Below are 25,980 nucleotides of genomic sequence, written 5' to 3' on the forward strand. Positions count from 1 at the left end.
GACGGTGCCGGCCCCGCCGCCGCGCCCGGCACCACCGCTCGCCGTCACCCGTCCCGGCGCACGTCCGGCCCGCGCCTGGCGCACGCCTGCCCGGTATGGGTAGACATGCCCCGTGACCTCCACCTCCGACCGGTCGGTCCCGACCCCGTCGCACGCGATCGCGCACGCCCGCCCCGAGCTCCCCGCGCGCGACGCGGTGCTGCTCGTCAACGGCCGGTCGCGCCGCGGCGCCGAGGCGTTCCCGCGCGTCCGCGACCTGCTGACGGCCCAGGGTGTCGAGCTCACCGCGGCGCACCTCGTCACGGACCCCGCCGGCGAGCTGCCGGTGCTGCTCCCCGAGCTCCTCGCGGGCCGCCCGTCGATGCTCGTCGTCGGCAGCGGCGACGGGACGATCGCGAGCGTCGTCGACCACCTCGCGCACAGCGAGACGGTCCTGGGCTACGTCCCCCTCGGCACCACGAACAACTTCAGCCGGAGCCTCGGGCTGCCGCGCAGCCTGCGCGCCGCGGTCGACGTCGTGACCGGCGGGCGCGTCGCGCAGGTCGACCTCGGGCGGGTCGACGGCGACTACTTCGCGAACCTCGTGAGCATCGGCATCTCGGCGGACGTCGCCGGGCGCACCCCGCACCGGCTCAAGCGCCACCTCGGCCGCACGGCGTACACCGCGACGGCCGCGGTGGCGCTCGCCCGCCACCGCCCGTTCGTCGCGGAGGTCCGCAGCGGGGACGTCGTCTGGGAGGTCGTGACCCACCAGCTCAACATCGCGAACGGGCGCATGCACGCGGGCACCCCCATCGCGCGCGACGCGAGCCTCGAGGACCGCCTGCTCACGGCGTACGCGCTCGGGGGCCGCTCACGCCTCTCGACCGCGGGCGCCGCCGCACGCCAGGCCGTGACGCCGTGGGAGCCGGTCGCGCGCAAGGGCCACCTGAGCGCGACGGAGTTCCACGTGACGACCGACCGTCCGATGGTGGTCGACGTGGACGGCGAGGTGTCGGGCACGACGCCGATCCACGTCGAGGTCACCGCGGCGGCACTGCGCGTCATGGTCCCGCGCCGCTGACACCTGCAGCTCGGCACGGACGCGGTGCCGGCGCGGCAACGCGCCGGCTCAGCGCGTGAAGTAGCCCGAGACGTCCACGACCAGGTCCGTGTCCGCGCTGTGCGTGTAGAGCCCGATCCGACCACCGACGCCGAGCCGCGCGATGCTCGCGTTCGCCTCGTCCCGCCTCGGCACGAGGTTGAGCGCCGAGGTCTCGGGCAGGGTCGCCGGGCTGGTCACCGGGAAGACGCGCACGTGCGTCGTGTCCCGCGGGCTCGCCGCCGTCACGGTCAGCACCGAGGCGCTGGCCCCGGCGGGCACCCCCGCGACGCCCGCGACGGTCAGCTCGGCCGGCTGGCCCGCACGCAACGTCCGCGGCATCCCCAGACCGGTCCTCGTGTCGGCGATGCGGGTCGGCTCGAGCGGCTCGAAGCCCAGCTGGCCGGTCACGGAGTACCAGCCCATGAGGTCGGCGACGAGCTCGATGGCCGCGGAGTGCGAGTAGAGCCGGATGCGGCCCCCGTCGCCGACGCGGACGGTCACCAGGTTCGCCTGGTCGCGAGCGGGCTGGAGGTTGAGGCTCGAGACCTCGGGCGGTGTCTGGTCCTCCGAGGCGGCGGGCGCCGGGTAGACGCGCACGTGCGTGGGTCCGGTGACCTGCGTCCCGGTGATGTTGAGCACGACGGCCGCGGCGTCGGCCGGCACGCCGCCGCGTCCCGCGACCTGGAGCTCGACCCACCGCCCGGCGCGCACCGACTCCCGCGGGACGCCACCGGCCCCGGTCCGGGTGTCCAGGACCCGCACGGGGCTGGCCGACGTGTACGCCGTCGCCGCGTCCGGAGAGTAGTACCCGGCGACGTCGAGCACGAGGTCGGTCGTCGTCCCCTCCGTCATCAGCTCGACCGCCTGCTCGAGGCCGAGCCGGACGGTCACCGAGGCGGGCTGGTCGACCCCCGGGACGACGTTGAGGTTCGACACGAGCGGGGGCTCCCCCGACTCCGTCAGCGGGTAGACGCGGACGTTCCCGACGGCCGACGGGTTGGAGGCGGTGACGTTGAGGACGACCGCGGTGGCGTCGACGGGCAGCAGGTCGGCGAAACCCAGGCCCACCGGCTCGCCGGGCGCGACCGGACCGTACTCGTCGCGGCTGTCGAACACGCGCGTCGGGGGCAGCGGCGTGAACCGGTCGCCTCCGGCCGCCACCGTGAACCACGTCCGCACGCGCTCGTCCTGCGTGACCCCGCCGGCCGAGCGCAGCCCCTGGACGACGACCTGGTACGACCGCCCGGCGACGAGGTCGGCCGTCGGGACGAGCCGGACCACGCCGTCGGGCTGGACCGTCCGCTGGACCGCCACGGCCGCGCGCGTCACCCCGTCGAGCAGGCGCACCGTCTGCCCCGAGACCGAGGCGGGGTCCACGTCGGGGCCCAGGGCGACACGCACGGTGGGCCGGACGGCGACCCCGCGCGCCGAGGTCACCGGCGACACGTCGGTCACCCACGCCGCCGGTCCGGGCACGGGCTCCTGCTGCCGGGCGAGCATCAGTCCCTCCGGCTCGACGAAGAGCAGACCGGGGCCGCCCGGCGCGGAGTCGAGCACGGCTGCGGCCCTCGCACCGGGCAGGTTCGGGGAGCCGAGCTTCTCGACGTCGGTGAGGAACGTGCCGTCCGGCTGCTGCACCGTCAGCGAGGTCCGGAACGGCGGGCTCGCGACGAGGTCGGTGCGCCCGTCACGGTCGAGGTCGGCGAGCTGCAGGTCGACCGACGTCCCCCCGATGTCGGCGATGGTGACCGGGGCGGCCCACCCAGCCGCCGCACCCGCGCTCAGGCGGAGCGAGCCGTCGGCGAAGGCGCCGGCGAGGTCGGTGCGCCCGTCGCCGGTGACGTCACCGGCGACCACCGTGAGGGCCGAGGTGAGCCACCCGAGCGGAGCTGCGGGCTCGAACGACGCATCGGCGCGCTGACGCAGCACCTGACCACCGCCGAGCACGAGGTCGAGGCGCCCGTCCCCGTCGATGTCCGCAGCCGCACCGCGGCTCGCCGGGGCCGACGGGTACGAGGTCGGGGTCAGCCGGCCCGACCCGTCGTTGCGCAGCAGCACGACGCCGGTCGCGTCCGTGCCGAACAGGTCCTGGTCGCCGTCGGCGTCGACGTCGGCGGCCGTGAGCCGCCCGGGGTACCAGTCGGCCCGCTCGGCCTCCGACCGCGCCACCGCGGCAGCTCCCCCGAGGTCGACCGTCCACACGCCCGAGTCCGTGGTCGCCACGACCTCGACGGGGGCGTCCGCGTCGAGCTGGGCCGTGACGACGGCGGGCTGCAGACCGCGCCCGGTCCCGAGCGCCACGCGGCGGTAGGCGTCGAACGTCCCGTCGGGCCGACCCACGTAGTAGCCGACGGCGGGCCGCGTCCCGGTGCCACCGTCCGGCAGCGCGCCCAGCTCCTGGTCGGCCATCACGGCGTCCGCGACGCCGTCGCCCGTGACGTCCGCCACGACGACGGCCGGCTCCGACCCGTGGAACGTCCGCGGCGAGACGAGCGTGCCGCGGTCGAAGCGCAGCGACGTCCGCGGCTGCGGGTCGTACCGCACGAGCCTGAAGCCGTACCCGTCACCGCCGGGCTGCCCGGTGGCCCGGTGGACCCGCAGCAGCCACGGTCCCGCGCCGTCGACGAGGGTGAGCCCGGTCGAGTAGCCGTCCGCGTGGACGATCGGCCGGCCGGCCACGTCGCACAGCTCGACGGTCGCGAGGCCGGTCACCCGCAGCTGGTACCGCGCGGCCTCCGGGGCCTCGAACGCGTACCAGTCGACGTCCCCCTCGCTCTCGAGCACCCCGGCCACCTCCGCGCTCCCCGTGCCCTCACGCTCCACCGGGCGCGCGCCCGAGGGCAGGTCGTCCTCGCCGCCGTCGCCGGGCTGCCGGTCGACCGGGAGCAGCCCCGGCGCGGCGGGGACCGCGTCGCGGAGCGTCACCGCGGCCGCCGCGTCGACGATCCCGTTGCCGTAGAAGGGATCGGCACCGCCGGGGCCGGTGTCCTGAGCCGTGAGGCGCAGCCGCTCGGCCACCTGCGCCGGGGTCAGCGCGGGCTCGTGTGCCCGGATCAGCGCGACGACGCCGCTGACCCGCGCGGCGGCGTACACGCTGCCGGTCGTGTTGTTGTACTGGTTCCCGGGGCGCGTCACCGGGACGTCCTCGCCCGGCGCAGCGACGGTGACCCACTCGCCCCAGCTCGCCGAGTGCGCCAGCGTGAGGTCGTTCGTCGTCACCGACACCGCGACGAGGCCGGGGAGCTCGGACGCCCAGGCGGCCGGGTACTGCGGCACGTCGCTGCCGCCGTCCCCTGCGGGCGTGACGACCACGACCCCGGCGGCGAGCGCGTCGGAGATCGCCGTGCGGAGCGCGCTGTCCGGGCTCGTGACGGCGTGCGAGACGTGGAGGACGCGCGCGCCGTGCGACACCGCCCAGCGCACCCCCGCGACCACGCGCGCGTCCGAGGCCTCGTCCCAGTCGCGCGTCACCCGGACCGGGAGGATCGACGACTCGTAGGCCAGCCCGACGATGCCGACGCCGTTGCTGCGCGCGGCGATGACGCCCGCGACGCCGGTCCCGCTGCCGACCAGGTCCGACACGTCGCCGGCGCCGTCGACGGCGTCGAACCCGGGAAGGAGGGCTCCCTGGAGGTCGGGGTGCGCCGCGTCGACACCGCTGTCGAGCACCGCGACGGTCACGCCCTTGCCCGACGAGACCTGCCACGCCCGCGGCGCTCGCAGGACGGAGTCGTCGAGCGTCGACGAGCGGGGGTCGGGGTCAGGAACCGTGGCCGCGCTCGTCGCTGCCGGCGGGGCGCCCGCTGCCGCGACGACCCCGAGGGGGGCCACGAGAGCGGCTCCGACGGCGAGCCCGCAGGCGGCGACGAGTCGGGTCACGGTTGTCCGCACGGGGGCTCCACTCCACGGGCACGGTCGCGTGCCCGTGCGGTTGTCCGGCGGGTCAGCGTAGTGCGGGTGGAGCGGGCCGCGGCGGGTGATTCCCGAGCGCAGCACCCGGTCAGCGGGTGAAGCGGTGCGTCCGTGCGTCGAGGACGGCGCCGGTGCGCGGGCAACGCCCCGGGCGGCTCAGCCCAGCAGGTCGTGCCGGACGATCGTCGCCTCACGCCCGGGCCCGACGCCGATCGCCGAGATCCGCGCCCCGGACATCTCCTCGAGCGCGAGCACGTAGCGCTGCGCGTTCACGGGGAGGTCGTCGAACGAGCGGCACTGCGAGATGTCCTCCCACCAGCCGGGGAACTCCTCGTACACGGGCTTGGCGTGGTGGAAGTCGCTCTGGTCGAGCGGCATCTCGTCGTGGCGGGTGCCGTCGACGTCGTACGCGACCGCGACCGGCACCTTCTCGAGGCCGGTCAGGGTGTCGAGCTTCGTGACGACGAGGTCGGTGAGCCCGTTGATGCGTGCGGAGTAGCGGGCGACGACGGCGTCGTACCAGCCGGTGCGGCGCGGGCGGCCCGTCGTGGTGCCGTACTCGCCGCCGGTCTTGCGCAGCCACTCGCCGGTGTCGTCGAGCAGCTCGGTCGGGAAGGGGCCCTCGCCGACGCGCGTGGTGTAGGCCTTGATGACGCCGACGACGCGGTCGATGCGCGTCGGGCCGACGCCCGAGCCGGTGCACGCGCCGCCCGCCGTCGCGGAGGACGAGGTGACGAACGGGTAGGTGCCGTGGTCGACGTCGAGCATCGTCGCCTGACCGGCCTCGAACACGACCGTCTTGCCCTCGTCGAGCGCGCGGTTGAGCACGAGCGGGGTGTCGGCGACGAGCGGGCGCAGGCGGTCGGCGTTCGCGAGCAGCTCGTCGAGCACCTCGTCGACCGTGATCGCGCGCCGGTTGTAGACCTTCACGAGCAGGTGGTTCTTCTGGTCGAGGGCGCCCTCGACCTTCTGGCGCAGGATGTTCTCGTCGAACAGGTCCTGGACGCGGATGCCGACGCGGTTGATCTTGTCCGCGTACGTGGGGCCGATGCCGCGGCCCGTGGTGCCGATCTTGCGCTTGCCGAGGAACCGCTCCGTGACCTTGTCGATCGTGCGGTTGTACGGGGCGATCAGGTGCGCGGCCGAGGACACGAGCAGCTTGCCGGTGTCGACACCGCGGGCCTCGAGCGCGTCGATCTCGTGGAACAGCACCTCGAGGTCGATCACGACGCCGTTGCCGATCACGGGCACCACGCCCGGCGAGAGGATGCCCGATGGCAGCAGGTGGAGCGCGTACTTCTCGCCCTCGATCACCACCGTGTGCCCGGCGTTGTTCCCGCCGTTGAACTTCACGACGTAGTCGATGCGGGAGGCGAGCTGGTCGGTCGCCTTGCCCTTCCCCTCGTCGCCCCACTGGGCCCCGAGCACCACGACGGCGGGCATCAGATCACCACTCTCCACGGCTGCCAGCGGTCCGGTCCGCGATGGTTCGGTGCGAGGCGGCTCGCTGGCCGGGGACCCGGGGCACGGGCGGCAGTGACCCAGTACCTCCGGGAGTTTAGCGGACCGGTAAAGGCGGGGTCATGGACGCTCGCCGGACCGGCGCCCCGGGCCGGCAGCCCCGGCGCCGGTGTGCGCACCGGCTCAGCGCAGCCCGGACACCTCGTCGGCCGACGTCCCCGAGTCGAGGAGGAACTGCGCGCAGCGCTCGGCCTCGTCGTCCTCGCCGATCGCCTCCGCCGCCTCGTGCAGCGCGAGCAGCGCCCGCAGGAAGCCCTGGTTGGGCTCGTGGTCGGCCGGCACCGGGCCCTGGCCGCGCCAGCCCGCCCGGCGCAGCGCGTCGAGCCCGCGGTGGTAGCCGGTCCGCGCGAACGCGTACGCCGCGACGGGGTCGCCGGTCTCGGACAGCGCCTGCTCGGCGAGCAGCGCCCACGCGTACGACGACGCGGGGCTCCGGCGTGCGGCCTCGCGCAGGTCGGCACCGGACTGCAGGGCGGCGCGGGCGTCGGCGTCGGCGCCGTCGGCCGGCAGGAGGGTCGGCTCGGGCCCGAGGAGGTTCTGGTGGCTCATCGGGCCAGTCTCGCAGGCCCCCGGAGGCAGGCCCGCGGGACCGGCCCGCGTGGGGCCCGGGAATGCGGGCCACCTGGACGGTGGTTACAGTCAGCATGCCCACCGACCCTTCTCCCGGGATGGCCATGATCGAGATCTCGAGCTCCCCCACCTCGACCACGCTCGTGATCGACGGGGACCTCGACCTCGCCGAGCGCGACCGGTTCCCGGAGATCGCCGCGCGCGTCGTGGGCCTGCGCCGCCAGCTCCTCGTCATCGACATGTGCGGCGTGACGTTCATGGACTCGACGGGCGCCGCGTTCCTCATCACGCTCGCCGACTCGTCCCGCAGCCGTGGCGGCGCGACCGTCCTGCGCGGGGCCGACGCGCGCGACCTGTTCGTCCTCGAGGTGTGCGGCGCGCTCGAGCTGTTCCGCGTCGAGGACACGTGCACGCACACGAAGCAGGAGTCGGGCTTCCAGCGCCCGGCCAGCACGGGTTCGACCCCCTCGGCCTGACCCTCGCGCCACCCGCACGTCCGGACCCGTCGCACGCCGCGGCGGGTCCGTCGTCGTCCAGCCCCGGACGACGTCAGCGCCGGGAGTCCCGGACCTTCGCCCAGACGAGCTTGCCGCCGCGCGACGGCCGCCAGCCCCAGTCGGCGAGCCGCTCGACGATCTGCATCCCGAACCCCCCGATGCGCCCGGGGTGCCCGTCGGTCGTCACGGGCGGCGTCGGGTTGGAGTCCTCGACCTCGATGCGCAGCCCGTCGCCGGTGTCGTAGAGGCGCAGCTGCACCTGCCCCCAGCCGTGCAGGACGGCGTTCGCGACGAGCTCGGACACCACGAGCTCGGCGTGCCCGACCCCCGCGAGGTCCCACGCGCGCGCCGTCCGCAGCACCGCGTGCCGCGCGCGCCCGATCGACGCGGCCTCCCCCGGCAGCACCCAGCGCCGCACCCGCGGGCTGCCCGAGCGCCGCGTCTCGTCGTCCGGCCCGGGGACCCGCACGACGACGACCGCGACGTCGTCCTCGGGGCTGTCCGCGAGCCGCGAGAGCACCTCCTCGCCGATGCCGGCCGCGTCGAGCGCGGTGACGCCGGCGGCGACCTCGGTGAGGGACTCGACGCCCTGGCGCAGCGACCGGTCGCGCCGCTCGATGAGCCCGTCGGTGTAGAAGACGAGGAAGTCGCCGGCCCGCACGTCCGTCCCGGCGCTCTCGCGCGGCGCGCGCCCGAAGCCGATGAGCGGCCCGCCCGCGCCCGACAGCCGCGTCACCGCGCCGGCGCGCACGTGCAGCACGGGCAGGTGCCCCGCCCGGGAGTAGTCGACGCGCCAGCCGCCGTCCTCCTGCCGGCGCATCGTCGTGAGCACGAGACCCGCGGGCCGCGGCACGCGCATCCCCGCGACGAGCTGGTCGACGCGCGAGAGCACCGCGCCCGGCTCGGCCTGGTCGAAGAGGTAGGAGCGCACGACGGAGCGGAGCTGGCCCATCGCCGCGGCCGCCTCGACGTCGTGCCCGACGACGTCCCCGATGACGACGCCGACGACGTCCGGGGCGATCTGCAGGACGTCGTACCAGTCGCCGCCCACCTGGGCGTGCTCCGAGTTGGGCGCGTAGTAGGTCCACACGTCGAGGCCGTCGACCTCGGCCTGCTCGGGGAGCATCGCGCGCTGCAGCGTCTCCGCGAGGCGGTGCTCGCGCGCGTAGAGGCGCACGTTGTCCACCGCGAGGCCGACCCGGCGCACGGTCAGGTTGAGCACGGTGAGCGTCGCCTCGTCGAGCACGTCCACGCCGGCGCCGGTGCGCGGCACGACGGCGAGCAGCCCGAGGATGCGCCGGCGACCGGGCACGGGCAGCAGTACGACGCTGGCGATGTCGTCGGGCAGCCGGTCGCGGCCCGCGCGCGCGCCGGCGCCGAGCCGGCGCGCGAGCCAGCCGGACGCGCTCGTCGCGGGCCGGTCGGTGCGCAGCGCCAGCTCGTAGGGCCCGTCCCGCTCGCCGTCGAGCAGCTGCTGCACGGGGTCGGCCTCGACCTCGGCCTCGACCTGGTCGGGCGGCACGTTGCCGTGGCGGTTCCCGCGCCCGGTCGGCGCCGAGCGCGCGTCGACGCCCTCGACCGCCCGCAGGCCGTCGTCGTTGAGGTAGAAGGCGGCCCAGCGCACGAGCCCGCGCTCGAGGAGCCGGGCGATCTCGCGCAGCGTGTGCGGGTCGTCGATGTCCATCAGCAGGTCCGAGACCTGCGCGACGAGCCCGAGCGACGTGCGCTCGCGGCGCTCGGACGCGACGAGCGACGCGTGCTCGACGTCGCGGTCCATGAGCTCGGTCACGTCCACGAGGACGACGACCCAGTGCGTCACGGTGTCGCCGTCCCGCAGCGGCGAGACGGACACGCGTGCCCAGAAGGGTGAACCGTCGGCGGCCTCGGCGCGCAGCACCTCGGTGCGCCCGACGCCGGCGCGCATCGAGGTCCGCAGCTGCTCGACGACCTGCTCGTCGGTCGTGCTGGAGCGGAGCATGCCCGGCTCCCGGCCCATGACCTGCGACGCGGTGAAGCCCGTCGAGCGGACGAACGACTCGTTGACCCAGACGATCGGCCACGAGCCGCCGTGGTCGGCCGTGATGAAGACCGGCACGTCGACCGCCGCGAGCGCCGCCGCGGGCAGCTCGTCCAGGGGCACGTGTGGAGAATGTGTGGTCCCGGAGTTGACCACGACCACCTCCGATCGTCTAGCGTGCCGAACGTATCCCGCGATCTGCCGCGGGCTCTGCGTGATTCGGGGCCCGAGGGCTGACCTCACCCGGGAAGGAGCATCGTGCGCGACGGTAACAGCCCGGGGCCGGACGAGCCCGCTGAGGACCTGCACGCCGCGGGTGGTTCCGACCGAGCCACCGCGCCCCTGCAGGGCAGCACGTCGGTCAACGGCGAGCCGGGCGCGGTGCACGTGATCTTGGGGGCGGACCGCACGCGCATCGTGCTCTCGGGCGAGGTCGACGCCGACCTCGGCCCGGACCTCCAGGAGGCCACCACGGAGGCCGAGGAGGTCGGCCTGCCGATCGAGGTCGACACGCACCACGTGACGTTCATGGACTCGTCGGGCGTCGCGTTCCTCGCGCGCCTCGCGATCCGCAGCCAGCACCCGGTGCAGCTGCTCCGGGTGCCGCCGACCGTGCGGTTCCTGCTCGAGGTCACGCGCATCGGCGAGCTGCTCGAGGTCGTCGAGGACGACTCCACGACGGCGTTCGAGGCGGTGCCCGACACCGGCGGCACCTCCCCCGACACGACGGCCTGACCCGCCGGACCCAGCACGCCCGAGGCCCGGTCGCCTGCGCGCGACCGGGCCTCCGCACGTGCACGGCCCGGCACGCCGGCGCCGGCGCCGGGCCGGGAGCTCGTCGCGGCACGCCGGCACCGCCCGCGGGCGTGCCGAGGACCCGGGACCGGCGCGGTGCGCGTCGGTCCCGGGCCCTCGGTCCGTCAGGTCGTGCTCACGCTGCTGGGCGCGAGGCTCAGAGCTTGTGGCCCGCCGAGCGGAGCTGCTGCGCCGCCTCGACGAGACGCGCCGCGAGACCGGCCTCGGCGGCCTTGCCCCAGACGCGGGGGTCGTACATCTTCTTGTTGCCGACCTCGCCGTCGATCTTCAGGACGCCGTCGTAGTTGGCGAACATGTGACCGGCGACCGGACGCGTGTACGCGTACTGCGTGTCGGTGTCGATGTTCATCTTGATGACGCCGTTGTCGACGGCCTCCGCGATCTCGGCCTCGGTCGAGCCCGAGCCGCCGTGGAAGACGAGGTCGAACGGGTTCTCCTTGCCGATGGCGTCGCCGACGGCCTTCTGGATCTCCGCGAGGATCGACGGGCGCAGCTTGACGGCACCCGGCTTGTAGACGCCGTGCACGTTGCCGAACGTGAGGGCCGTCAGGTAGCGGCCCTTCTCGCCCGAGCCGAGCGCCTTGACCGTGGCCAGGCCGTCCTCGACGGTCGTGTACAGCTTGTCGTTGATCTCGGCCGTGTGGCCGTCCTCCTCGCCACCGACGACGCCGACCTCGATCTCGAGGATCGTGCGGGCCGCCTGCGAGAGCTCGAGGAGCTCCTCGGCGATGACCAGGTTCTCGTCGAGCGGCACGGACGAGCCGTCCCACATGTGCGACTGGAACGTGGGGAGCTTGCCGGCCTTGACCTGCTCGGCCTCGAGGGCGAGGAGCGGGCGGACCCACGAGTCGAGGTTCTGCTTGGCGCAGTGGTCGGTGTGCAGCGCGACCGTGATCGGGTAGTTCTTGGCGACCTCGTGCGCGTACGCGGCGAGGGCCAGCGAACCGGCGATGCGGTCCTTGATCGTCGCGCCGGAGGCGTACTCGGCGCCACCGACGGACACCTGGATGATCCCGTCGCTCTCGGCGTCCGCGAAGCCCTGGAGGGCCGCGGTGAGCGTCGAGGACGACGTGACGTTGACGGCCGGGTACGCGAACTTGCCGGCCTTCGCCCGGTCGATCAGCTCGTTGTACACCTCGGGGGTAGCGATGGGCATCGCGGGCATCTCCTGCGTGTAGAGGGGTGTGCTTCCCCCCGAGTCTGGCACGTCCTCCTCCCTGCAGCGCCGGGACGTCCTACCCAGCGGACGGGGCGTCCGGGGGCGGGCCGGCGTGCTGCGCGACCCACGCGTGCATCGCGATCGCGGCCGCAGCGCCCGCGTTGATGGACCTCGTCGAGCCGAACTGGGCGATGTGCAGCACGTCCCGCACGCCCGCCCGCGCGGCGCCGGACAGCCCGACGGACTCCTGCCCGAAGACGAGCACGCACGCGCGCGGCAGCGGGTACCCCTCGAGCGGGACGGAGCCCGGCAGGTTGTCGACGCCGAGCACGGGCAGCCCGCCGCCGTCCGGCCCGGCGGTCGCCGCCCAGGCCAGCAGGTCCTCGACCGTCGGGTGGTGGCGCACGTGCTGGTAGCGGTCGGTCACCATCGCGCCGCGGCGGTTCCAGCGGCGGCGGCCGACGATGTGCACCTCGGCCGCCGCGAACGCGTTCGCGGTGCGCACGACCGAGCCGATGTTGAGGTCGTGGGCCCAGTTCTCGACGGCGACGTGGAACGGGTGCCGGCGGGTGTCGAGGTCCGCGACGACGGCCTCGAGGGTCCAGTAGCGGTAGCGGTCGACGACGTTGCGCCGGTCGCCGTGCGCGAGCAGCTCGGGGTCGTAGCGGGGGCGGCCGTCAAGGCCCGCGAGGTCCGGCCAGGCGTCCGGGCCGCCGGGCCACGGGCCGACGCCGACGCCGTCCTGCGGCTCCGGCTCCTGCGCGCCGCCGCTCACGTGCGCGGTGCGGCCTGCGCCCGGAGGTACGCCGTCCAGCCCGCGACCGAGCCCAGCGCCAGGCACGCGACCGCGACCAGGACAGGACGGGTCGGTCGACACATGTGGAGCCCCCTGGTGCGCTGCGACGTGCGCTGCCTCCAGCGCCGTGACGTCCGCAGCACGCTACAGCGCACCAGGGGCCCGGATCAGCCGTTCGGCCGACGGTCCGGGATCAGGACCGTCGCTCGACGTACCGGCCCGCGCCGGCCTCCTTGCGGACGATGCTCGCGACCCGGTTCGTCGGGTCGACGCGCTCGACGTACGTGGGCGTCCACCCGGCGTCGGAGCCGAACGGCGCGCCGCCCGCGGCGAGGAACGCGTCCAGCACGCTGACCGGCCGGCCGTTGACCCAGGTGCCCTTCTCGGTGAACCGCGTCGCGCCCCAGTTCGTGAGGATCGCCGAGGCCGGGGTGCCCTTCTGGAGCGTGAACGCGTTGTTCTCGACGTAGAGCGAGGACTCGGTGCCGGGGCCCCAGTAGTACTGGAACAGGTCGTCGTCGTCCTCCGCCTGCACGTACAGGTTGTTGTAGACGTGCACCTGGCCGTAGCGCACGCGCGGGGCACGCTGGCCGACGCCCTCCCACAGGTTGTGGTGGATCGTGACCTTGAGCGTGCCGACGTCCGCGGGCCGGTTGTTCGACGAGCCGATGAGCATCGTCTTGTCGTGGTTGAGGAACCGGTTGTAGGAGACGGTGACGTAGTTCGACGAGTGCGTGATGTCGAGCAGGCCGTCGTGGACCTCGAACGGCCGGCCGAACACCTCGGGGAGCGACTCGTGCGGGTGGTCGCCGTCGTCGAAGGTGCTGTTCGCGACCCACACGTTCGTCGACGTCCAGACCGAGACGTTGTCGTAGGCCGAGTTCCAGTTCCCGGTCTCGCCGTCGGTCGGGTCCCACTGGGGGAAGCAGTCGTACGCGTCCGAGAACGTGAGGTTGCGCAGGATGACGTTGCGGGCGTCGCGGACGCGGATGTTCGCACCGACGATCCGCGCGTCGTCGCCGAGGCCGACGATCGTGACGTTCGAGCCGACGTGCTGCTGCGTCTGCTTCGCCTGCAGCGCGGCGGCGGCGACGCGGGCGTCCTCGAGCGGGCCGGCCGGGTCGGCGGTGCCCCAGACGGCGGGGTCGTAGGCCGCGATGTAGTCGTCCATCGAGAAGGTGACCGACGGGTCGCCGCCGACGGGGACCTGGCTCGCGAAGTCCTCGCACGTGAGGCGCCGGCCCTCGCCCGCGTCGAACGCGTCGATCTCTCCCTTGACGTACACGATGCGCGGCGTCGTGTCGGTGCGCGCGCCCGTGCCGCCGAGAGCGGCGCGCAGCTCGGCCCACGTCTCGACGGTGAACACGTGCGCCGCGTCGGCGGTCGAGCCGCCCGTGGTGCCACCGTTCGCCGCAGCCCAGCCGTCGCGGGGGCCGAGCACCTCGCGGCCGAGGTCGCGGCCGTCCCGGTGCGAGGGGCGGTGCTCGTCGCCGCGGCCGCCCGCGTGCGCGGGGGCGACGGCGAGCGTGGTCAGGGCGACGGTCCCTGCGGCGACGACGGCCGCGAGGCGGGCGCCGCGTCGGGGTCGGGACGGTGCGTCGAGGTGCATGCGGAGACTCCCTTGTCTCGGTCCGGAGCACGCGCGACGACGCGTGCGGCGGGGGTCCGCACGTCGGTGTCGGCGCTGTCGCTCACCGTTCCACGCGCTGTGGGAAAGCGCAATCCCCTCGCCGCGACCCGAGCGCGCACGTCCTCGTCACCGGACCCGCCGCCCGGCTCCACGTCGGGCCCGTACCCTGGGGCACGTGCTCCTCGCTGCCCTCGACGCGACCGTGTCCGCCGCTGTGTCCGCCGGCGGTGCCGTGCCGGCCATCGGCCCGGACTTCCTCGACGCCGACCACCTGATCCGGTCCTTCGGCGCCTACGCGCTCATCGGCGTCGTCGTGGTGGTGTTCATCGAGACAGGGCTGCTGTTCCCGTTCCTGCCCGGCGACTCGCTGCTGTTCACCGCGGGCATGCTCGTGGCGCAGGACGAGATCTCCGTGCCGCTGTGGGCGCTGTGCCTCGCACTGTTCGCGGCGGCCTTCGTCGGCGACCAGGTCGCGTTCTTCATCGGCCGGAAGGCCGGCCCCAAGATCTTCAGCAAGCCGGACTCGCGGTTCTTCAAGCAGTCCTACATCGACCAGACGTACGCCTACTTCGACAAGTACGGCGGCCGCACGATCATCGTCGCGCGCTTCGTGCCGTTCGTGCGGACCTACGCGCCCGTCGCCGCCGGCGTCGGCAACATGCGGTACCGCACCTTCGTCTCGTACAACGTCGTCGGCGCGCTGCTGTGGGGCGTCGGCGTCACGGTGCTCGGCTACTTCCTGGGCAACGTCACGTTCGTCAAGGACAACATCGAGCTGATCCTCATCGCGATCGTCGGCATCTCCGTGGTCCCGATCGTCGTCGAGCTCCTGCGCGCCCGCAGCAGGAAGCGCGACGAGCGGTACGACGAGCCGGAGGAGCGCGCCCGCGTGGCCCGCGAGGACATCGCCGGGGAGTGACCCGCGGCGCGGGCCCCGCACCGGCCCGCGCGCCGACCAGCACGACCCGAGGGGGACCGCGATGACCCGCACGATCCACAGCTGGCTCACCGACATGGACGGCGTCCTGGTCCACGAGGGCGACGCGCTGCCCGGCGCGGCCGACTTCGTGCGCGCCCTGCGCGACGCCGGCCGGCCCTTCCTGATCCTCACCAACAACTCGATGTTCACGCCCGGCGACCTCCAGGCCCGGCTCGCGGCCGCGGGCATCGACGTGCCCACGGAGGCCATCTGGACGTCGGCGCTCGCGACCGCGCAGTTCCTGCTCGACCAGCTGCCCGACGGCAGCGCCTACGTGATCGGCGAGGACGGCATGACGGGCGCGCTGCGCGACGTCGGCTACACGCTCACGGACACCGACCCGGACTACGTCGTGCTCGGCGAGACCCGCACGTACTCGTTCGACGCCATCACGCGCGCGATCCGGCTCATCAAGGGCGGTGCGCGCTTCATCGCGACGAACCCGGACGTGACCGGGCCGAGCGCCGAGGGCGACCTCCCCGCGACGGGCGCCGTCGCCGCGATGATCACCGCCGCGACCGGGCGCAAGCCCTACTTCGTCGGCAAGCCCAACCCGATGATGTTCCGCTCGGCGCTCAACCGTATCGACGCGCACTCGGAGACCACCGCGATGATCGGCGACCGGATGGACACCGACGTCGTCGCGGGCATCGAGGCGGGCCTCCAGACGTTCCTCGTCCTGACCGGCTCGACGCGCCGCGAGGACATCGCGAAGTTCCCGTTCCGGCCCAGCCACGTGCTCGACTCGATCGCGGACCTCGTCGCGCGCGTCTGACCCGAGGACGGGCTCCCCGAGGGGGAACCGACCCCTTCGCGCAGGTAGAAGCGCTGGCCCCGGTCGGCGCACGTGCCTACGGTCGACGTGTCGGCACCACCCGGCGCCGGCCACGGACGGACGGGGGCGCGCATGCGCAGCGACTGGCTGGGTCTGAGCTGGAAGGCGACGGTCCTGCGTGGGCTGCTCGCGATCGTGTTCGGGGTCGTCGCGATGGTGTGGCCCGTGGCGACGGTCGTCGCGCTCGCCCTCCTGTGGGGCGTGTGGGCGCTCGTCGACGGCGTCTCCGAGATCGCGCAGGCCACCGTGCCCGGGACGCAGGGCCGGGGCTGGCTGGTGCTCATGGGACTCGTGTCGATCGCCGCAGGCCTCTGGGCCGTGGTGGTCCCCGGCGTCGCGGCGGTCACGCTGACCTGGGTCCTCGGGATCTGGCTCCTCGTGCGCGGGGTGTTCGAGCTCGTGGGCGCCTTCAGCAGCGGGCACGTCCTGCCGCGGTGGCTGCTCGTCGTGAGCGCCGTCCTGTCGGTCGTGCTCGGGGTGCTGTTCGTGGCGAACCCCGGGACCGCCGCCGTGACGCTCGCCGTCTGGCTCGGCGTCACCGCTCTCGCCTGGGGGATCGTGTTCGTGGTGATCGGGCTCGTGCTCCGCCGCGCCCTCGCCGACGTCACCGCCGCGCCGGTCGCCGACGGGAGGCGGCGGCACGCCACCGCGGGGCCGGAGGCGTGACCTGACGCCGGGCGACGGCACCGACGCTCTCGGCAGGCGTCCGGGGGTGTCCGCTCGCCACGACCGCGCGGGGGGCCTACGGTCGCGGGGTGCGTAGGGCAAGCTGCGCGCACCGACTCGAGGAGCACCGTGGCCGACCCCAGGACGACCGCCCCAGGACCGGAGCAGGACGCCGAGTCCGACGACGGGCTGCAGAGCTCCGACCCACCCGCGAGCTTCTCGCTCGTCCGGACGTGGACCCTCGACTCGGCACGCCAGCTCACGGGGCTGCGTGCCGAGATCCTGCGTGAGGTCACCGTCGACGGCGCCGTGCCGCAGGACGAGCTCGGCCCGGTCGCGCACCACATGGTCCTCGTCGCGTCCGAGCTCGCGACCAACGCGCTCGAGCACGGCAAGCCGCCGACGATCGTCCGGCTCATGCGCGACGGCACGCGCTACCTGCTCGACGTCGCGGACCACGACCTCAACACGACGCCGTACGTCGCGGGCGCGCGCGTCCCCGGGAACGGGGGCTTCGGGCTCCAGATCGCCCGGCGGCTGTCCGTCGACGTCGGGTGGTACACCGCCGAGGCGACCAAGCACGTCTGGGCGGTCTTCCCCGGCCAGGGCTGAGCCCGCACGCACACCGGCGCCGGACCCCCGCGGACCTCGGGGGTGCGGCGCCGGTGGCGTGCCCGGGCGGCGCGGGCCGTCGGCGCAGGCGGTCGGCGTGCGCCGGCGGGCTCAGGCCAGGCCGAGGTCCGTCAGGTCGAAGAGGTAGTGGTACGGGACGCCGAGCGCCTCGATCGCCTGCTGCGCGCCCGTGCCGCGGTCGACGATGACGGCGACGCCGAGGACCTCGGCGCCGGCCTCGCGCGCGGCCTCGACGGCCGTGATCGCCGAGCCCCCGGTGGTCGAGGTGTCCTCGACGACGACGACGCGGCGGCCCGCGACGTCCGGGCCCTCGATGCGCCGCTGCAGGCCGTGCGCCTTGCCCTCCTTGCGGACGACGAACGCGTCGAGGTCGAGCCCGCGCGACGCCGCCGCGTGCAGCAGGGCGGTCGCCACGGGGTCGGCGCCGAGCGTGAGCCCGCCGACGGCGTCGACCTCGGCGGTCCCGAGGCCGACCTCCTCGAGGCGGTCGAGCAGCAGGTGCCCGACGAGCGGGGACGCGCGGTGGTGCAGCGTGATCCGGCGCAGGTCCACGTAGTAGTCGGCCTCGCGGCCCGACGAGAGCGTCACGCGGCCGCGCACGACCGCGATCTCGGAGATGAGGTCGCGCAGCTGCTCGCGCGGCGTCGGGGACAGGGTGAGGCCGTCGGGGCCGGTCGGGGAGGTCACAGCCGCCAGGCTACCGAGCGGGGCCGCACCGGCGCCGGGGTGCCCGCGCCCGGCGGCGCCGTCGCCGCCGAGCCGCCGCCGACGCACCGGCTCAGGTGCGCAGCTCGTGCCGGGCGGGGCGCAGGCGCTCGGGTGCGTCCTCGGCGTCGGGGAACTCGCACGTGAACGTCCCCCGGTAGCCGAACAGGAACCCGAGCAGCCGGTTGCGGACCTCGAGGTCGACGTGGAACTCCTGCGCGGCGTCGTCGAACCACTCGTGCAGGCGCGCCTCGCCGCTGAGCAGGAGCGGGAAGCGGAAGCCGACCGGCCCCTCGTAGAACCGCTGGCCGTGCGTCGTCAGGCGCAGCGAGCCGTCGTCCTGCACCTGGAGGTCGAGGTCGACCGCGAGGTGCTGGTGCGTGCCGAGGTAGTCGATGACGCGGCCCTCGTGCAGCACCATCGTCGCGTCGAACCGCCGGGTGCGGCCCCGCAGGCGGTACTCGCGCACGAACGTCACCGTCTCGCGCCCGTGCGGGTCCCGGTACGGGAAGTTCGAGATGGTGAACGGCACGTCGCGACCGACGTCCGGCAGCAGGATGTTGCGGACCGCGCCGAGGTAGAGGAACGGCAGCGTCCACCACGGCCCGCGCCGGATCTCGTGCATGACGCCCGTCCCGACGCACGCGTAGCCGGCCTCGAGCCCCACGCCGAAGCGCCGCTGGAGCATGGGGTGCAGGCGCGCGAAGTCCGCACCGAGGGCCTGGGCGAACACGGACGTCACGGCGCCTCCAGCTGGTCGAGCGTGGCGGGGGCGTCGTCCATGACGGACGGCGCGGGGTCGGTGGTGGTGCGTCGCCCGGTCGCCCGGCCGCGCGGGTCGGCGGCGGGCCGGCGCGGTGCGCGCAGGCAGCGGCTCGCGCGCGGGCGGTCGGGGCGCCACACCGCGAGCACCGAGACGAGCGGCCAGCGCTCCGGCTCGGTGCCCGTCTCGGCCCAGATGCGCAGCCGGTCGAAGCTCCACGCGGTGAGCCAGCCGACGACGCGGCGCAGCACGAGCCGGTCGAGCAGCCGTCCCCAGCCCGGCGCGTAGTCGTAGCCGGTCACGAACGTGACGCCCTCCGCGGTCGGCACGTAGCGCCAGTACCCGCGGCCCGGACCCAGCGGGGAGAGCCGGTCGGGCGTCGTAAAGCGCAGGGCCGACGTGCGCGTGCCGTCGGGCCGGTGCCGCTCGCCGAGGCTCGTGCCCGTCCCGGCGAGGGTGCGCAGGGGCAGCCGCAGCTCGTAGCGGAACCGGTAGCCGCCGCCCACGAGCTCCTCGACCGGCGTGATGCGGCTGAACCGGGCGTCCCAGCGGGGGTGCAGGTCGGTGTCCTGCGTGAGCTCCCAGACCCGGTCGAGCGGCGCGCGGACGAGCGTCTCGACGTAGACGGGTACGGTCACGCCCCGAGCATGGCGGTGCGGCGCCTCCCGCGGGAGGGGGTGCTCAGTCGGTGAACCCGTGGTCCGACTCGGAGGCGTCGGTCGACGCCGCCGCGAGCCGGGCCCGGTAGCTGCCGAGCGCGCGCACCGCGGAGCGCGGCAGGAGGCGGGCGACGCCCGCGGCGGCCTGGTAGCGCAGGCTCGGGGTCGAGATGACGACCCCGCGGCGCACGTCCGCGAGCGCGGCCGCGACGACCGAGTCGGCGTTGAGCCACGCGATCTCGGGGAGCGCCGTCATGTCGATGCCCGCGCGCTCGTGGAACTCGGTGTGCACGAACCCCGGCTGCAGCACCGTGGCCGTGACGCTCGTCTCGCGCAGCTCGACCGCGAGGCTCTCGGTGAACGTGCGGACCCACGCCTTGTGCGCGGAGTAGGTGCCCGAGGCGAGCAGCGCCGCGACCGACGACACGTTGAGGATCGCGCCGCGCCCGCGCCGGGTCATCGACTCGGCGGCCGCGTGCGAGAGGACCATGACGGTCCGGACCATGAGCTCGAGCGAGCGCTCCTCGTCCTCGAGCTCGCCCTCGAGGAACCGCTTGCGCAGCCCGAGGCCGGCGTTGTTCACGAGGAGACCCACGGGACGCTCGTCGGAGCGCAGCCGCTCGGCGACCCGCTCGACGTCGGCGCGGTCCGCGAGGTCGGCCGTGAGCACCTCGGCGTGCACCCCCGCCGCGGCGTGCAGCTGCGCCGCGAGCCGCTCGAGGCGCTCGGTCCCGCGCGCCACCAGGACGACGTCGTGCTTCGCGGTCGCCAGCTGCCAGGCGAACTCCAGCCCGAGGCCGGCGCTCGCGCCCGTGATCATCGCGGTACCCATGGCCGACACCTTACGGACCGGCGGACGCGCTTGTCAGACGTTGTGCGGACCCGTCGGGGGGTGTCCGGGCCGGTCGCCTGCCGGTCGCGGGCGGGTCGCTCGCCGGTCGTTAGCCTGGCCCGCATGCGCCTCGCCACGTGGAACGTCAACTCGATCAGGGCCCGCGCCGAGCGCGTGCTCGCGTTCCTGGAGCGGAGCGGCACGGACGTCCTCGCGCTCCAGGAGACCAAGTGCAAGGACGAGCAGTTCCCGTACGCGATGTTCGAGGCGTCCGGCTACGAGGTGACCACGAGCGGGTACAGCCAGTGGAACGGGGTCGCGATCCTCTCCCGCGTGGGCACGCAGGACGTCGAGCGCGCGTTCACGGGGCAGCCCGGGTTCGGCGCGGAGCCGGTCACGGAGGCCCGTGCGCTCGGCGCCACCTGCGGCGGCGTGCGCGTGTGGAGCCTGTACGTCCCGAACGGCCGGGCCGTCGGCGACCCGCACTACGCCTACAAGCTCGAGTGGCTCGAGCGCCTGCGCCTGGCCGCGGGTGCGTGGCTCGACCCGGCGGCCGGCGGCGACCCCGCGGCGCAGGTCGCGCTCGTCGGGGACTGGAACATCGCGCCGCTCGACACCGACGTCTGGGACGTCGCGGCGTTCGCCGGGGCGACGCACGTGACCCCCGCCGAGCGCGAGGCGTTCGCGGCGATCGCGGCCGCCGGGTACACCGAGGTCTCCCGCCCGCACACCCCGGAGCGCGCCTACACGTACTGGGACTACAAGCAGCTCCGGTTCCCGCGCAACGAGGGCATGCGCATCGACCTGACGTACGCCTCCCCCGCCCTCGCGGCGCGCGTGACCGGGGTGACAATCGACCGCGAGGAGCGCAAGGGCAAGGGCGCGTCGGACCACGTGCCCGTGATCGTCGACCTGGCGGACTGAGCGGCGTGGGGCGGGTGCCCGCCGACCGCCGGCGGCCCCGCCGATCCACCCTCGCCGGGGCGAGCATCACCCGGCCGACGGGCTCGGCAGCGCCCCCACACGCACTAGGTTCGACGCCATGAGCACGACGCCCGGGTGGCCTCCGTCGGACCCCGAACCGCACAACCCGTTCGCCGCCCCGGGCCCGGACCGGAGCACGCCCGTCACCGGCCCGGCCGCCGGCTCGGGCTACCCCGTCGCTCCCCCGCCCAGCGGCTACGAGGCGGTCTCGCTGAGCAAGCCCGGGACGTCCGCGGGTGGCGTCCCGCCCGCCGGCCCGACGCCCCCGTACGGCGCGACCCCGGCGGCGCCCGCCACGCCCTACGGTGCGACCCCGGCGCCCACGTACGGCGCGACGCCGTCGAACCCCTACGACCAGGCGCCGTCCGGTGCGTACGGCGCGACCCCGGCACCCGCGTACGGCGCCGCGTCGTCGAACCCCTACGACCAGCCCACGGCGGCCGCGTACGGTGCGGCTCCCGCGTACGGGCAGCCGCAGCAGGGCTACGACCAGCCGGCCCCCTACGGCTACGCGCAGCCGGGCCACGCCCAGACCGGGTACCCGCAGCCCGGCTACGGCCAGCCCGGGTACGGCTACCCGCCGCCCGGCACGTGGGGACCGCCCGAGCCGCCGCTGGACGGGCTCGCGATCGCCGCCATCTCCACCAGCGGCGCCGGGGTCTTTCTCGGCGGCGTCACCGGACCGGTCGGCATCGGGCTCGGCATCGCGTCCCTGCGCCGCATCCGGCGCACGGGTCACCGGGGGCGCGGGATGGCGATCGCGGGGATCTGGGTCGGCGGCGTCATGACGCTGTGGCTCGCCGCGCTGATCGCGCTCATGGTCTACGGCTTCACGACCGACCCCGACGGCACCGGCAGCCTCGCGGAGAGCTTCGAGCAGGGCTTCGAGGAGGGCATGTACGACGACGCGCTGCCCCCCTACGAGCTCACGGACGCCCTCGTGCCGGGCGACTGCCTCGTGCGGGTCCCGTACGACTACGACCTCGTCGACGCCCGGACGGTGGACTGCGCGCAGCCGCACGGCGGTGAGATCGTCGCCGTCGTCGAGATGACCGGCCCGGTCACCTTCGACTTCGAGACCGAGGACCCGGCGTACGACGAGGCCTGGACGGACTGCCAGGTCGCGGCGTCGGAGCTCGCGGCGCGGATCGTGGGCTACGACGTGGGCGTCGACGTGTTCTACCCGCACCCCGACCAGTACGCGGCCGGCCGGACGTCCGGCTACTGCGTCCTCGACGGCTGGGACAGCGAGCTCACGGGCTCGCTCGTCGCGGGCGGGCTCATGGTCGACGGCGAGCCCGTCTCCCCCTGAGCCACGCACCCGCGACGGGGGCGGCGAACGGCCCCGGTGGCGGACGCGCCCGCACGAGGTTCGTCGCCATGAGCACGACTCCTGGGTGGCCCGCGCCCGACGCCGCACCGCACGATCCGTTCGCCGCACCGGGAGCCCCGTGACCCGCCGACGTTGCCGGGTACGGGAACGCCGCAGCGCCCGGGCACGACGCGCCGACGGGGTACGGCTCGGCGCCCGGGTACGGCGCGGCGCCGGGGTACGGCCACCCGCCGGCGCACGGCCCGGCGCCTGCGTACGGCGGCCCGCCGTCGGGGCAGGGCCCGGCGCCCGCGTACGGCCCACCGCCGGGCTACGGTCCCCCGCCCGGGTACGGCTACCCGCCGCCCGGCACGTGGGGGCCACCGCAGCAGCAGACCGACGGGCTCGCGATCGCGTCGTTCGCGACCGGTGTCTCGGGCGTCGTGCTCGCCGGGGTGACGGGACCGGTCGCCCTCGGGCTCGCCCTCGCCTCGCTGCGCCGGATCCGCCGGACCGGTCGCCAGGGCCGCGGGCTCGCCCTCGCGGGGCTCTGGGTCGGTGTCGCGACGACGCTGTACCTGCTGGTCCTCGTCGTGGTCGTCGTGGTGAGCGTCGCGGACTCGTCGACCGGGTCGAGCGCGTGGAGCAGCTGCACGGAGGACGGCGCCGTGACCGACGCCTGGCCCGGCGACGGCTCCGCGGACCCGCGCTCGTCGGAGGGCTACCGGCTCACCGAGAGCCTGTTCCCGGGCGACTGCCTCGCGTCGTCCTCGGGGAGCTACGACCTCCAGGACGCGGTCGTGGTCGACTGCGCGACGGTTCACGAGGCCGAGGTGCTCGCGCAGGTCCAGCTCACCGGACCGGTGCGGGTCGGCTCGGAGACCGAGGACCCGGTGTGGAACGACGCCTACGCCCGGTGCCAGACCGTCGCGACGGGCCTCGCGCCCGACGTGCACGCCTACGCCGTCGCGGTCGACCTGCACCACCCGCACCCCGACGAGTGGGCGCGCGGCCGGACGTCGGGCTACTGCGTGCTCAGCACGTCCGGCGGCGAGCTCACGGGCTCGCTCGTCCGGGGCGGGGCTCGCGATCGACGGGGTCGCGATCGCGGACCGTCCGTGACGAAGCGTCGTGAGGGAGGTCCGTGACGCACCGCCCGTGAGGAACGGTGCGCGAGGGGCGGTGCGTGACGGACGGTCCGCCGAGCCCGTCCCGACAGGCCCGGCCCCCGCGGGCGAGCCACCGGTCCCGCCGCGACCCGGCGCCACGGACGCGTCCCGTCCGCGGGCCCGCGCCGCTCGGTTAGGTTCGTGCCCATGAGCGCAGCGCCCGGCCCGCAGCCGTCCGGACCCGGCCCCGACCGGCCCGGCGACCCGTTCGCGTCGTCCGCGGAGCCGTACTACGCGCCCGGCTGGGAGGACCCCGTGGTGCCGACCGAGCCGACCGCCTGGGCGTCGGTCGTGGTCGGCGCCCTGGGCGGCGGGCCCGTCGCGGTCGTGCTGGGGCTCGTCGCCCGTGCACGCGTGCGCTCCCGCCGCCGGCGCGGTCGCCGGCTGGCGCTCGCCGGGATCGCGCTCGGGGTGCTCGGCACGCTCGCGTGGACCGGGGTCGTCCTGGGCTCGGTCCTGACGTCGCGGGCCGAGCGCCCGCTCGCGGGCGACGTGGACTCCCGGCGCGAGGTGCACGCGCGCCAGCTGGTGACCGGCGTGTGCCTCGCCGAGCTGCCGCCCGACGGCGCCGTCGACACCGTCACGGCCGTGCCGTGCGCCGACCCGCACGCCGCCGAGGTCGTCACGCAGTACGCGTTCTCGCGCGACGCGATCTGGCCGGGGCAGGAGCCGGCCGACGCGCGCGTCGCGTCGGCGTGCGCGCTGAGCCCCGTGGAGGTCGAGCAGGGCGTGCGCCCGGTCACGTGGGCGCCGACCGAGGAGTCGTGGGGCCGCGGGGACCGCACGGGACTGTGCCTCGCGACCGTCGAGGGCGGCGGGATCACCGGCTCGTTCCTCGACGGGTCCGTCGCGCTGCCGTAGCGGGCCCGGGCAGGCTCGCGCCCACGGCGCCGCCGTCGCACCCCCGCCTGACGCGAAGCCCTCCGCGGCCCGGCGGGCACCGTCCTCGGCGCTGTCGCGCGCCCGCCACGTCGGGCCGTCGGGCCGCTACGCGACCACGAAGATCACCGAGATGAGCGCGAACGCGAGCACCGACTCGAGGGTCTGCTGGACCGTCCACGTGCGCAGGGTCGTCTTGACGTCCATGCCCATGAGCCGACCCACGAGCCAGAAGCCCGAGTCGTTGACGTGGCTCGCGAAGACGGAGCCGGCCGCGGTGGCGAGCACGATGCAGGCGACCTGCAGCGCGCTGTAGTCGCCCGCGCCGACGGCCGGCGCCATGAGCCCGGCCGCCGTGACGAGCGCGACCGTCGCCGAGCCCTGCGCGAGCCGCAGCACGACCGCGATGACGTACGCCGCGACGATCACGGGCAGGCCGATGTTCTCCAGGGACGTCGACAGCGCGTCGCCGATGCCCGACGCCCGCAGCACGCCGCCGAACATGCCGCCCGCACCGGTGATGAGGATGACCGAGCACACCGGGCCGAGCGACGAGTCGAGGACCTTCTCGAGCGCCGTGCCCGACTCTCCGCGGCGGGTGCCGAGCGCGATGGCGGCGACGAGCACCGAGATCAGCAGCGCGACGCTCGACGTGCCGACCAGGGTCAGCGCCTGGACCCACAGCGCGTCGCCGTCGACGGCCCCGGCCGCCTCGGCCGAGTCGAGGCCGGTGTTCATGAAGATGAGGACGAGCGGGAGCAGCAGCACGAGGACGACGGTGCGGACCGAGGGCGGGTTCACCGGCTGGTCGTCGTCGAGCTCCCCGAACAGCCCCGGCACCGGGAGCGGGTACTTCAGGCCGACGCGCTTCCCCCAGAGGTACCCGGACAGGTACCAGACGGGCAGCGCGATCACGAGGCCGATCAGCAGCACGAGGCCGAGGTTCGCGTCGTACAGCTCGGTCGCGGCGACGGGCCCCGGGTGGGGCGGCAGGAACACGTGCATGACGGAGAACGCGGCCGCCGCCGGGATGCCGTACAGCAGGACGTTGGTGCCGCCGAGGCGCCGGGCCACCGCGAAGATGATCGGCAGCATCACGACGAGACCCGCGTCGAAGAAGATCGGGAACCCGAGCATGAGCGACGCGACCCCGAGCGCGAACGCGGCGCGATCCTCGCCGAACACGGAGACGAGCTTCTCGGCGAGCACCCGGGCGCCGCCGCTGTGCTCGATGAGCTTGCCGAGCATCGCGCCGAGCCCGATGAGCAGCGCGACCGGTCCCAGCGTGTTCCCGAAGCTCGTGATGAGCGTCGGGGCGATCTGGTCGAGCGGGATGCGCGTCGCGAGGGCCGTGAGGAGGGAGACGACGATCAGCGTCAGGAACGCGTGGAGCTTGAACTTGATGACGAGCAGCAGGATCAGGGCGATCGCTGCGGCGGCGATGCCCAGCAGCGGCCCGGCTCCGAGCGTCTGGGTGAAGTCCTCCATCGGATCTCCTCGTCATCGAGGCTCTCGGCGCGTCCGGTCGGGCGCCCGACGCCGGCGCTCCGAGCCTGGCACAG

Annotated in this window: 23 protein-coding genes; 11 read left to right on the forward strand and 12 right to left on the reverse strand. The window is 74.8% G+C overall.

The window, feature by feature from the left end; all coding sequences use genetic code 11:
- Positions 1-112: 112 nt before the first annotated feature.
- Positions 113-1,063 carry a diacylglycerol/lipid kinase family protein gene (locus NXY84_RS19585; protein ID WP_258724701.1) on the forward strand — a complete coding sequence of 317 codons (951 nt, stop codon included), beginning with the start codon at positions 113-115 and terminating at the stop codon, positions 1,061-1,063.
- Between the two features lie 48 nt (positions 1,064-1,111).
- Here the strand turns inward: NXY84_RS19585 and NXY84_RS19590 are convergent, their stop codons facing one another.
- From NXY84_RS19590 to NXY84_RS19600, 3 genes are all read right to left on the reverse strand, one after another.
- Positions 1,112-4,963: a S8 family serine peptidase gene (locus NXY84_RS19590; RefSeq protein WP_258724702.1), complete on the reverse strand. Its 3,852-nt coding sequence runs from the start codon at positions 4,961-4,963 to the stop codon at positions 1,112-1,114.
- A 189-nt stretch (positions 4,964-5,152) separates the two neighbouring features.
- On the reverse strand, positions 5,153-6,439 hold the full coding sequence (locus NXY84_RS19595) for an adenylosuccinate synthase (RefSeq protein ID WP_258724703.1): 1,287 nt from the start codon (positions 6,437-6,439) through the stop codon (positions 5,153-5,155).
- Positions 6,440-6,640: 201 nt separating this feature from the next.
- Positions 6,641-7,066, reverse strand: coding sequence for a DUF3151 domain-containing protein (locus NXY84_RS19600; protein WP_183297359.1), 426 nt, complete (start codon positions 7,064-7,066; stop codon positions 6,641-6,643).
- Positions 7,067-7,191: 125 nt separating this feature from the next.
- On the opposite strand from NXY84_RS19600, the gene NXY84_RS19605 reads away from it, so the two are divergent.
- Positions 7,192-7,563, forward strand: coding sequence for an STAS domain-containing protein (locus NXY84_RS19605; RefSeq protein ID WP_258727282.1), 372 nt, complete (start codon positions 7,192-7,194; stop codon positions 7,561-7,563).
- Positions 7,564-7,636: 73 nt separating this feature from the next.
- Here NXY84_RS19605 and NXY84_RS19610 read toward each other — a convergent pair whose 3' ends face one another.
- A complete protein-coding gene (locus tag NXY84_RS19610; protein WP_258724704.1) occupies positions 7,637-9,724 on the reverse strand; it encodes a SpoIIE family protein phosphatase in 2,088 nt (695 codons plus the stop codon).
- A 135-nt stretch (positions 9,725-9,859) separates the two neighbouring features.
- Between NXY84_RS19610 and NXY84_RS19615 the strand changes: the two genes are divergently transcribed.
- The gene (locus tag NXY84_RS19615) at positions 9,860-10,336 is read left to right on the forward strand and encodes an STAS domain-containing protein (protein ID WP_258724705.1); all 477 of its coding nucleotides are present in this window, start codon (positions 9,860-9,862) and stop codon (positions 10,334-10,336) included.
- Positions 10,337-10,553: 217 nt separating this feature from the next.
- Here NXY84_RS19615 and fbaA read toward each other — a convergent pair whose 3' ends face one another.
- From fbaA to NXY84_RS19630, 3 genes are all read right to left on the reverse strand, one after another.
- Complete coding sequence (fbaA, locus tag NXY84_RS19620) at positions 10,554-11,573, reverse strand: class II fructose-bisphosphate aldolase (RefSeq protein ID WP_034632514.1); 1,020 nt, start codon at positions 11,571-11,573, stop codon at positions 10,554-10,556.
- 79 nt (positions 11,574-11,652) lie between these two features.
- Positions 11,653-12,351 (reverse strand): TrmH family RNA methyltransferase, encoded by a 699-nt coding sequence (locus NXY84_RS19625; protein WP_258724706.1) that lies wholly within the window; start codon positions 12,349-12,351, stop codon positions 11,653-11,655.
- Positions 12,352-12,565: 214 nt separating this feature from the next.
- Complete coding sequence (locus NXY84_RS19630; protein WP_258724707.1) at positions 12,566-13,981, reverse strand: pectate lyase family protein; 1,416 nt, start codon at positions 13,979-13,981, stop codon at positions 12,566-12,568.
- A gap of 196 nt (positions 13,982-14,177) precedes the next feature.
- Here NXY84_RS19630 and NXY84_RS19635 point away from each other — a divergent pair, with 196 nt between their 5' ends.
- The 4 genes from NXY84_RS19635 (at position 14,178) to NXY84_RS19650 (ending at position 17,094) form a co-directional block, all read left to right on the forward strand.
- Positions 14,178-14,921: a VTT domain-containing protein gene (locus tag NXY84_RS19635; RefSeq protein ID WP_258724708.1), complete on the forward strand. Its 744-nt coding sequence runs from the start codon at positions 14,178-14,180 to the stop codon at positions 14,919-14,921.
- A gap of 61 nt (positions 14,922-14,982) precedes the next feature.
- On the forward strand, positions 14,983-15,756 hold the full coding sequence (locus NXY84_RS19640) for an HAD-IIA family hydrolase (RefSeq protein WP_258724709.1): 774 nt from the start codon (positions 14,983-14,985) through the stop codon (positions 15,754-15,756).
- A gap of 132 nt (positions 15,757-15,888) precedes the next feature.
- On the forward strand, positions 15,889-16,482 hold the full coding sequence (locus NXY84_RS19645; RefSeq protein ID WP_258724710.1) for an HdeD family acid-resistance protein: 594 nt from the start codon (positions 15,889-15,891) through the stop codon (positions 16,480-16,482).
- A gap of 129 nt (positions 16,483-16,611) precedes the next feature.
- On the forward strand, positions 16,612-17,094 hold the full coding sequence (locus NXY84_RS19650; protein ID WP_258724712.1) for an ATP-binding protein: 483 nt from the start codon (positions 16,612-16,614) through the stop codon (positions 17,092-17,094).
- A 111-nt stretch (positions 17,095-17,205) separates the two neighbouring features.
- Here the strand turns inward: NXY84_RS19650 and pyrE are convergent, their stop codons facing one another.
- The 4 genes from pyrE to NXY84_RS19670 form a co-directional block, all read right to left on the reverse strand.
- Positions 17,206-17,802 (reverse strand): orotate phosphoribosyltransferase, encoded by a 597-nt coding sequence (gene pyrE / locus NXY84_RS19655; RefSeq protein WP_258724713.1) that lies wholly within the window; start codon positions 17,800-17,802, stop codon positions 17,206-17,208.
- 91 nt (positions 17,803-17,893) lie between these two features.
- Positions 17,894-18,562 (reverse strand): DUF4166 domain-containing protein, encoded by a 669-nt coding sequence (locus NXY84_RS19660; RefSeq protein WP_258724714.1) that lies wholly within the window; start codon positions 18,560-18,562, stop codon positions 17,894-17,896.
- Complete coding sequence (locus NXY84_RS19665; protein ID WP_258724715.1) at positions 18,559-19,221, reverse strand: SRPBCC family protein; 663 nt, start codon at positions 19,219-19,221, stop codon at positions 18,559-18,561. The genes NXY84_RS19660 and NXY84_RS19665 overlap by 4 nt, the downstream gene beginning before the upstream one ends.
- 43 nt (positions 19,222-19,264) lie before the next feature.
- Positions 19,265-20,074 (reverse strand): SDR family NAD(P)-dependent oxidoreductase, encoded by an 810-nt coding sequence (locus tag NXY84_RS19670; protein WP_258724716.1) that lies wholly within the window; start codon positions 20,072-20,074, stop codon positions 19,265-19,267.
- Between the two features lie 123 nt (positions 20,075-20,197).
- On the opposite strand from NXY84_RS19670, the gene NXY84_RS19675 reads away from it, so the two are divergent.
- From NXY84_RS19675 to NXY84_RS19690, 4 genes are all read left to right on the forward strand, one after another.
- Positions 20,198-20,998, forward strand: a complete 801-nt coding sequence (locus NXY84_RS19675; RefSeq protein ID WP_258724717.1) for an exodeoxyribonuclease III — start codon at positions 20,198-20,200, stop codon at positions 20,996-20,998.
- Positions 20,999-21,116: 118 nt separating this feature from the next.
- On the forward strand, positions 21,117-22,370 hold the full coding sequence (locus tag NXY84_RS19680) for a DUF4190 domain-containing protein (RefSeq protein WP_258724718.1): 1,254 nt from the start codon (positions 21,117-21,119) through the stop codon (positions 22,368-22,370).
- Positions 22,371-22,780: 410 nt separating this feature from the next.
- Entirely contained in the window at positions 22,781-23,518 is a 738-nt protein-coding gene (locus NXY84_RS19685) for a DUF4190 domain-containing protein (protein WP_258727283.1), read from the forward strand.
- Between the two features lie 168 nt (positions 23,519-23,686).
- Complete coding sequence (locus NXY84_RS19690; RefSeq protein ID WP_258724719.1) at positions 23,687-24,400, forward strand: septum formation family protein; 714 nt, start codon at positions 23,687-23,689, stop codon at positions 24,398-24,400.
- Between the two features lie 126 nt (positions 24,401-24,526).
- On the opposite strand, the gene NXY84_RS19695 is transcribed toward NXY84_RS19690, so the two are convergent.
- On the reverse strand, positions 24,527-25,906 hold the full coding sequence (locus NXY84_RS19695) for a GntP family permease (protein WP_258724720.1): 1,380 nt from the start codon (positions 25,904-25,906) through the stop codon (positions 24,527-24,529).
- Positions 25,907-25,980: the final 74 nt, after the last annotated feature.

Source organism: Cellulomonas sp. NS3, assembly GCF_024757985.1.
Taxonomy (GTDB): domain Bacteria; phylum Actinomycetota; class Actinomycetes; order Actinomycetales; family Cellulomonadaceae; genus Cellulomonas_A.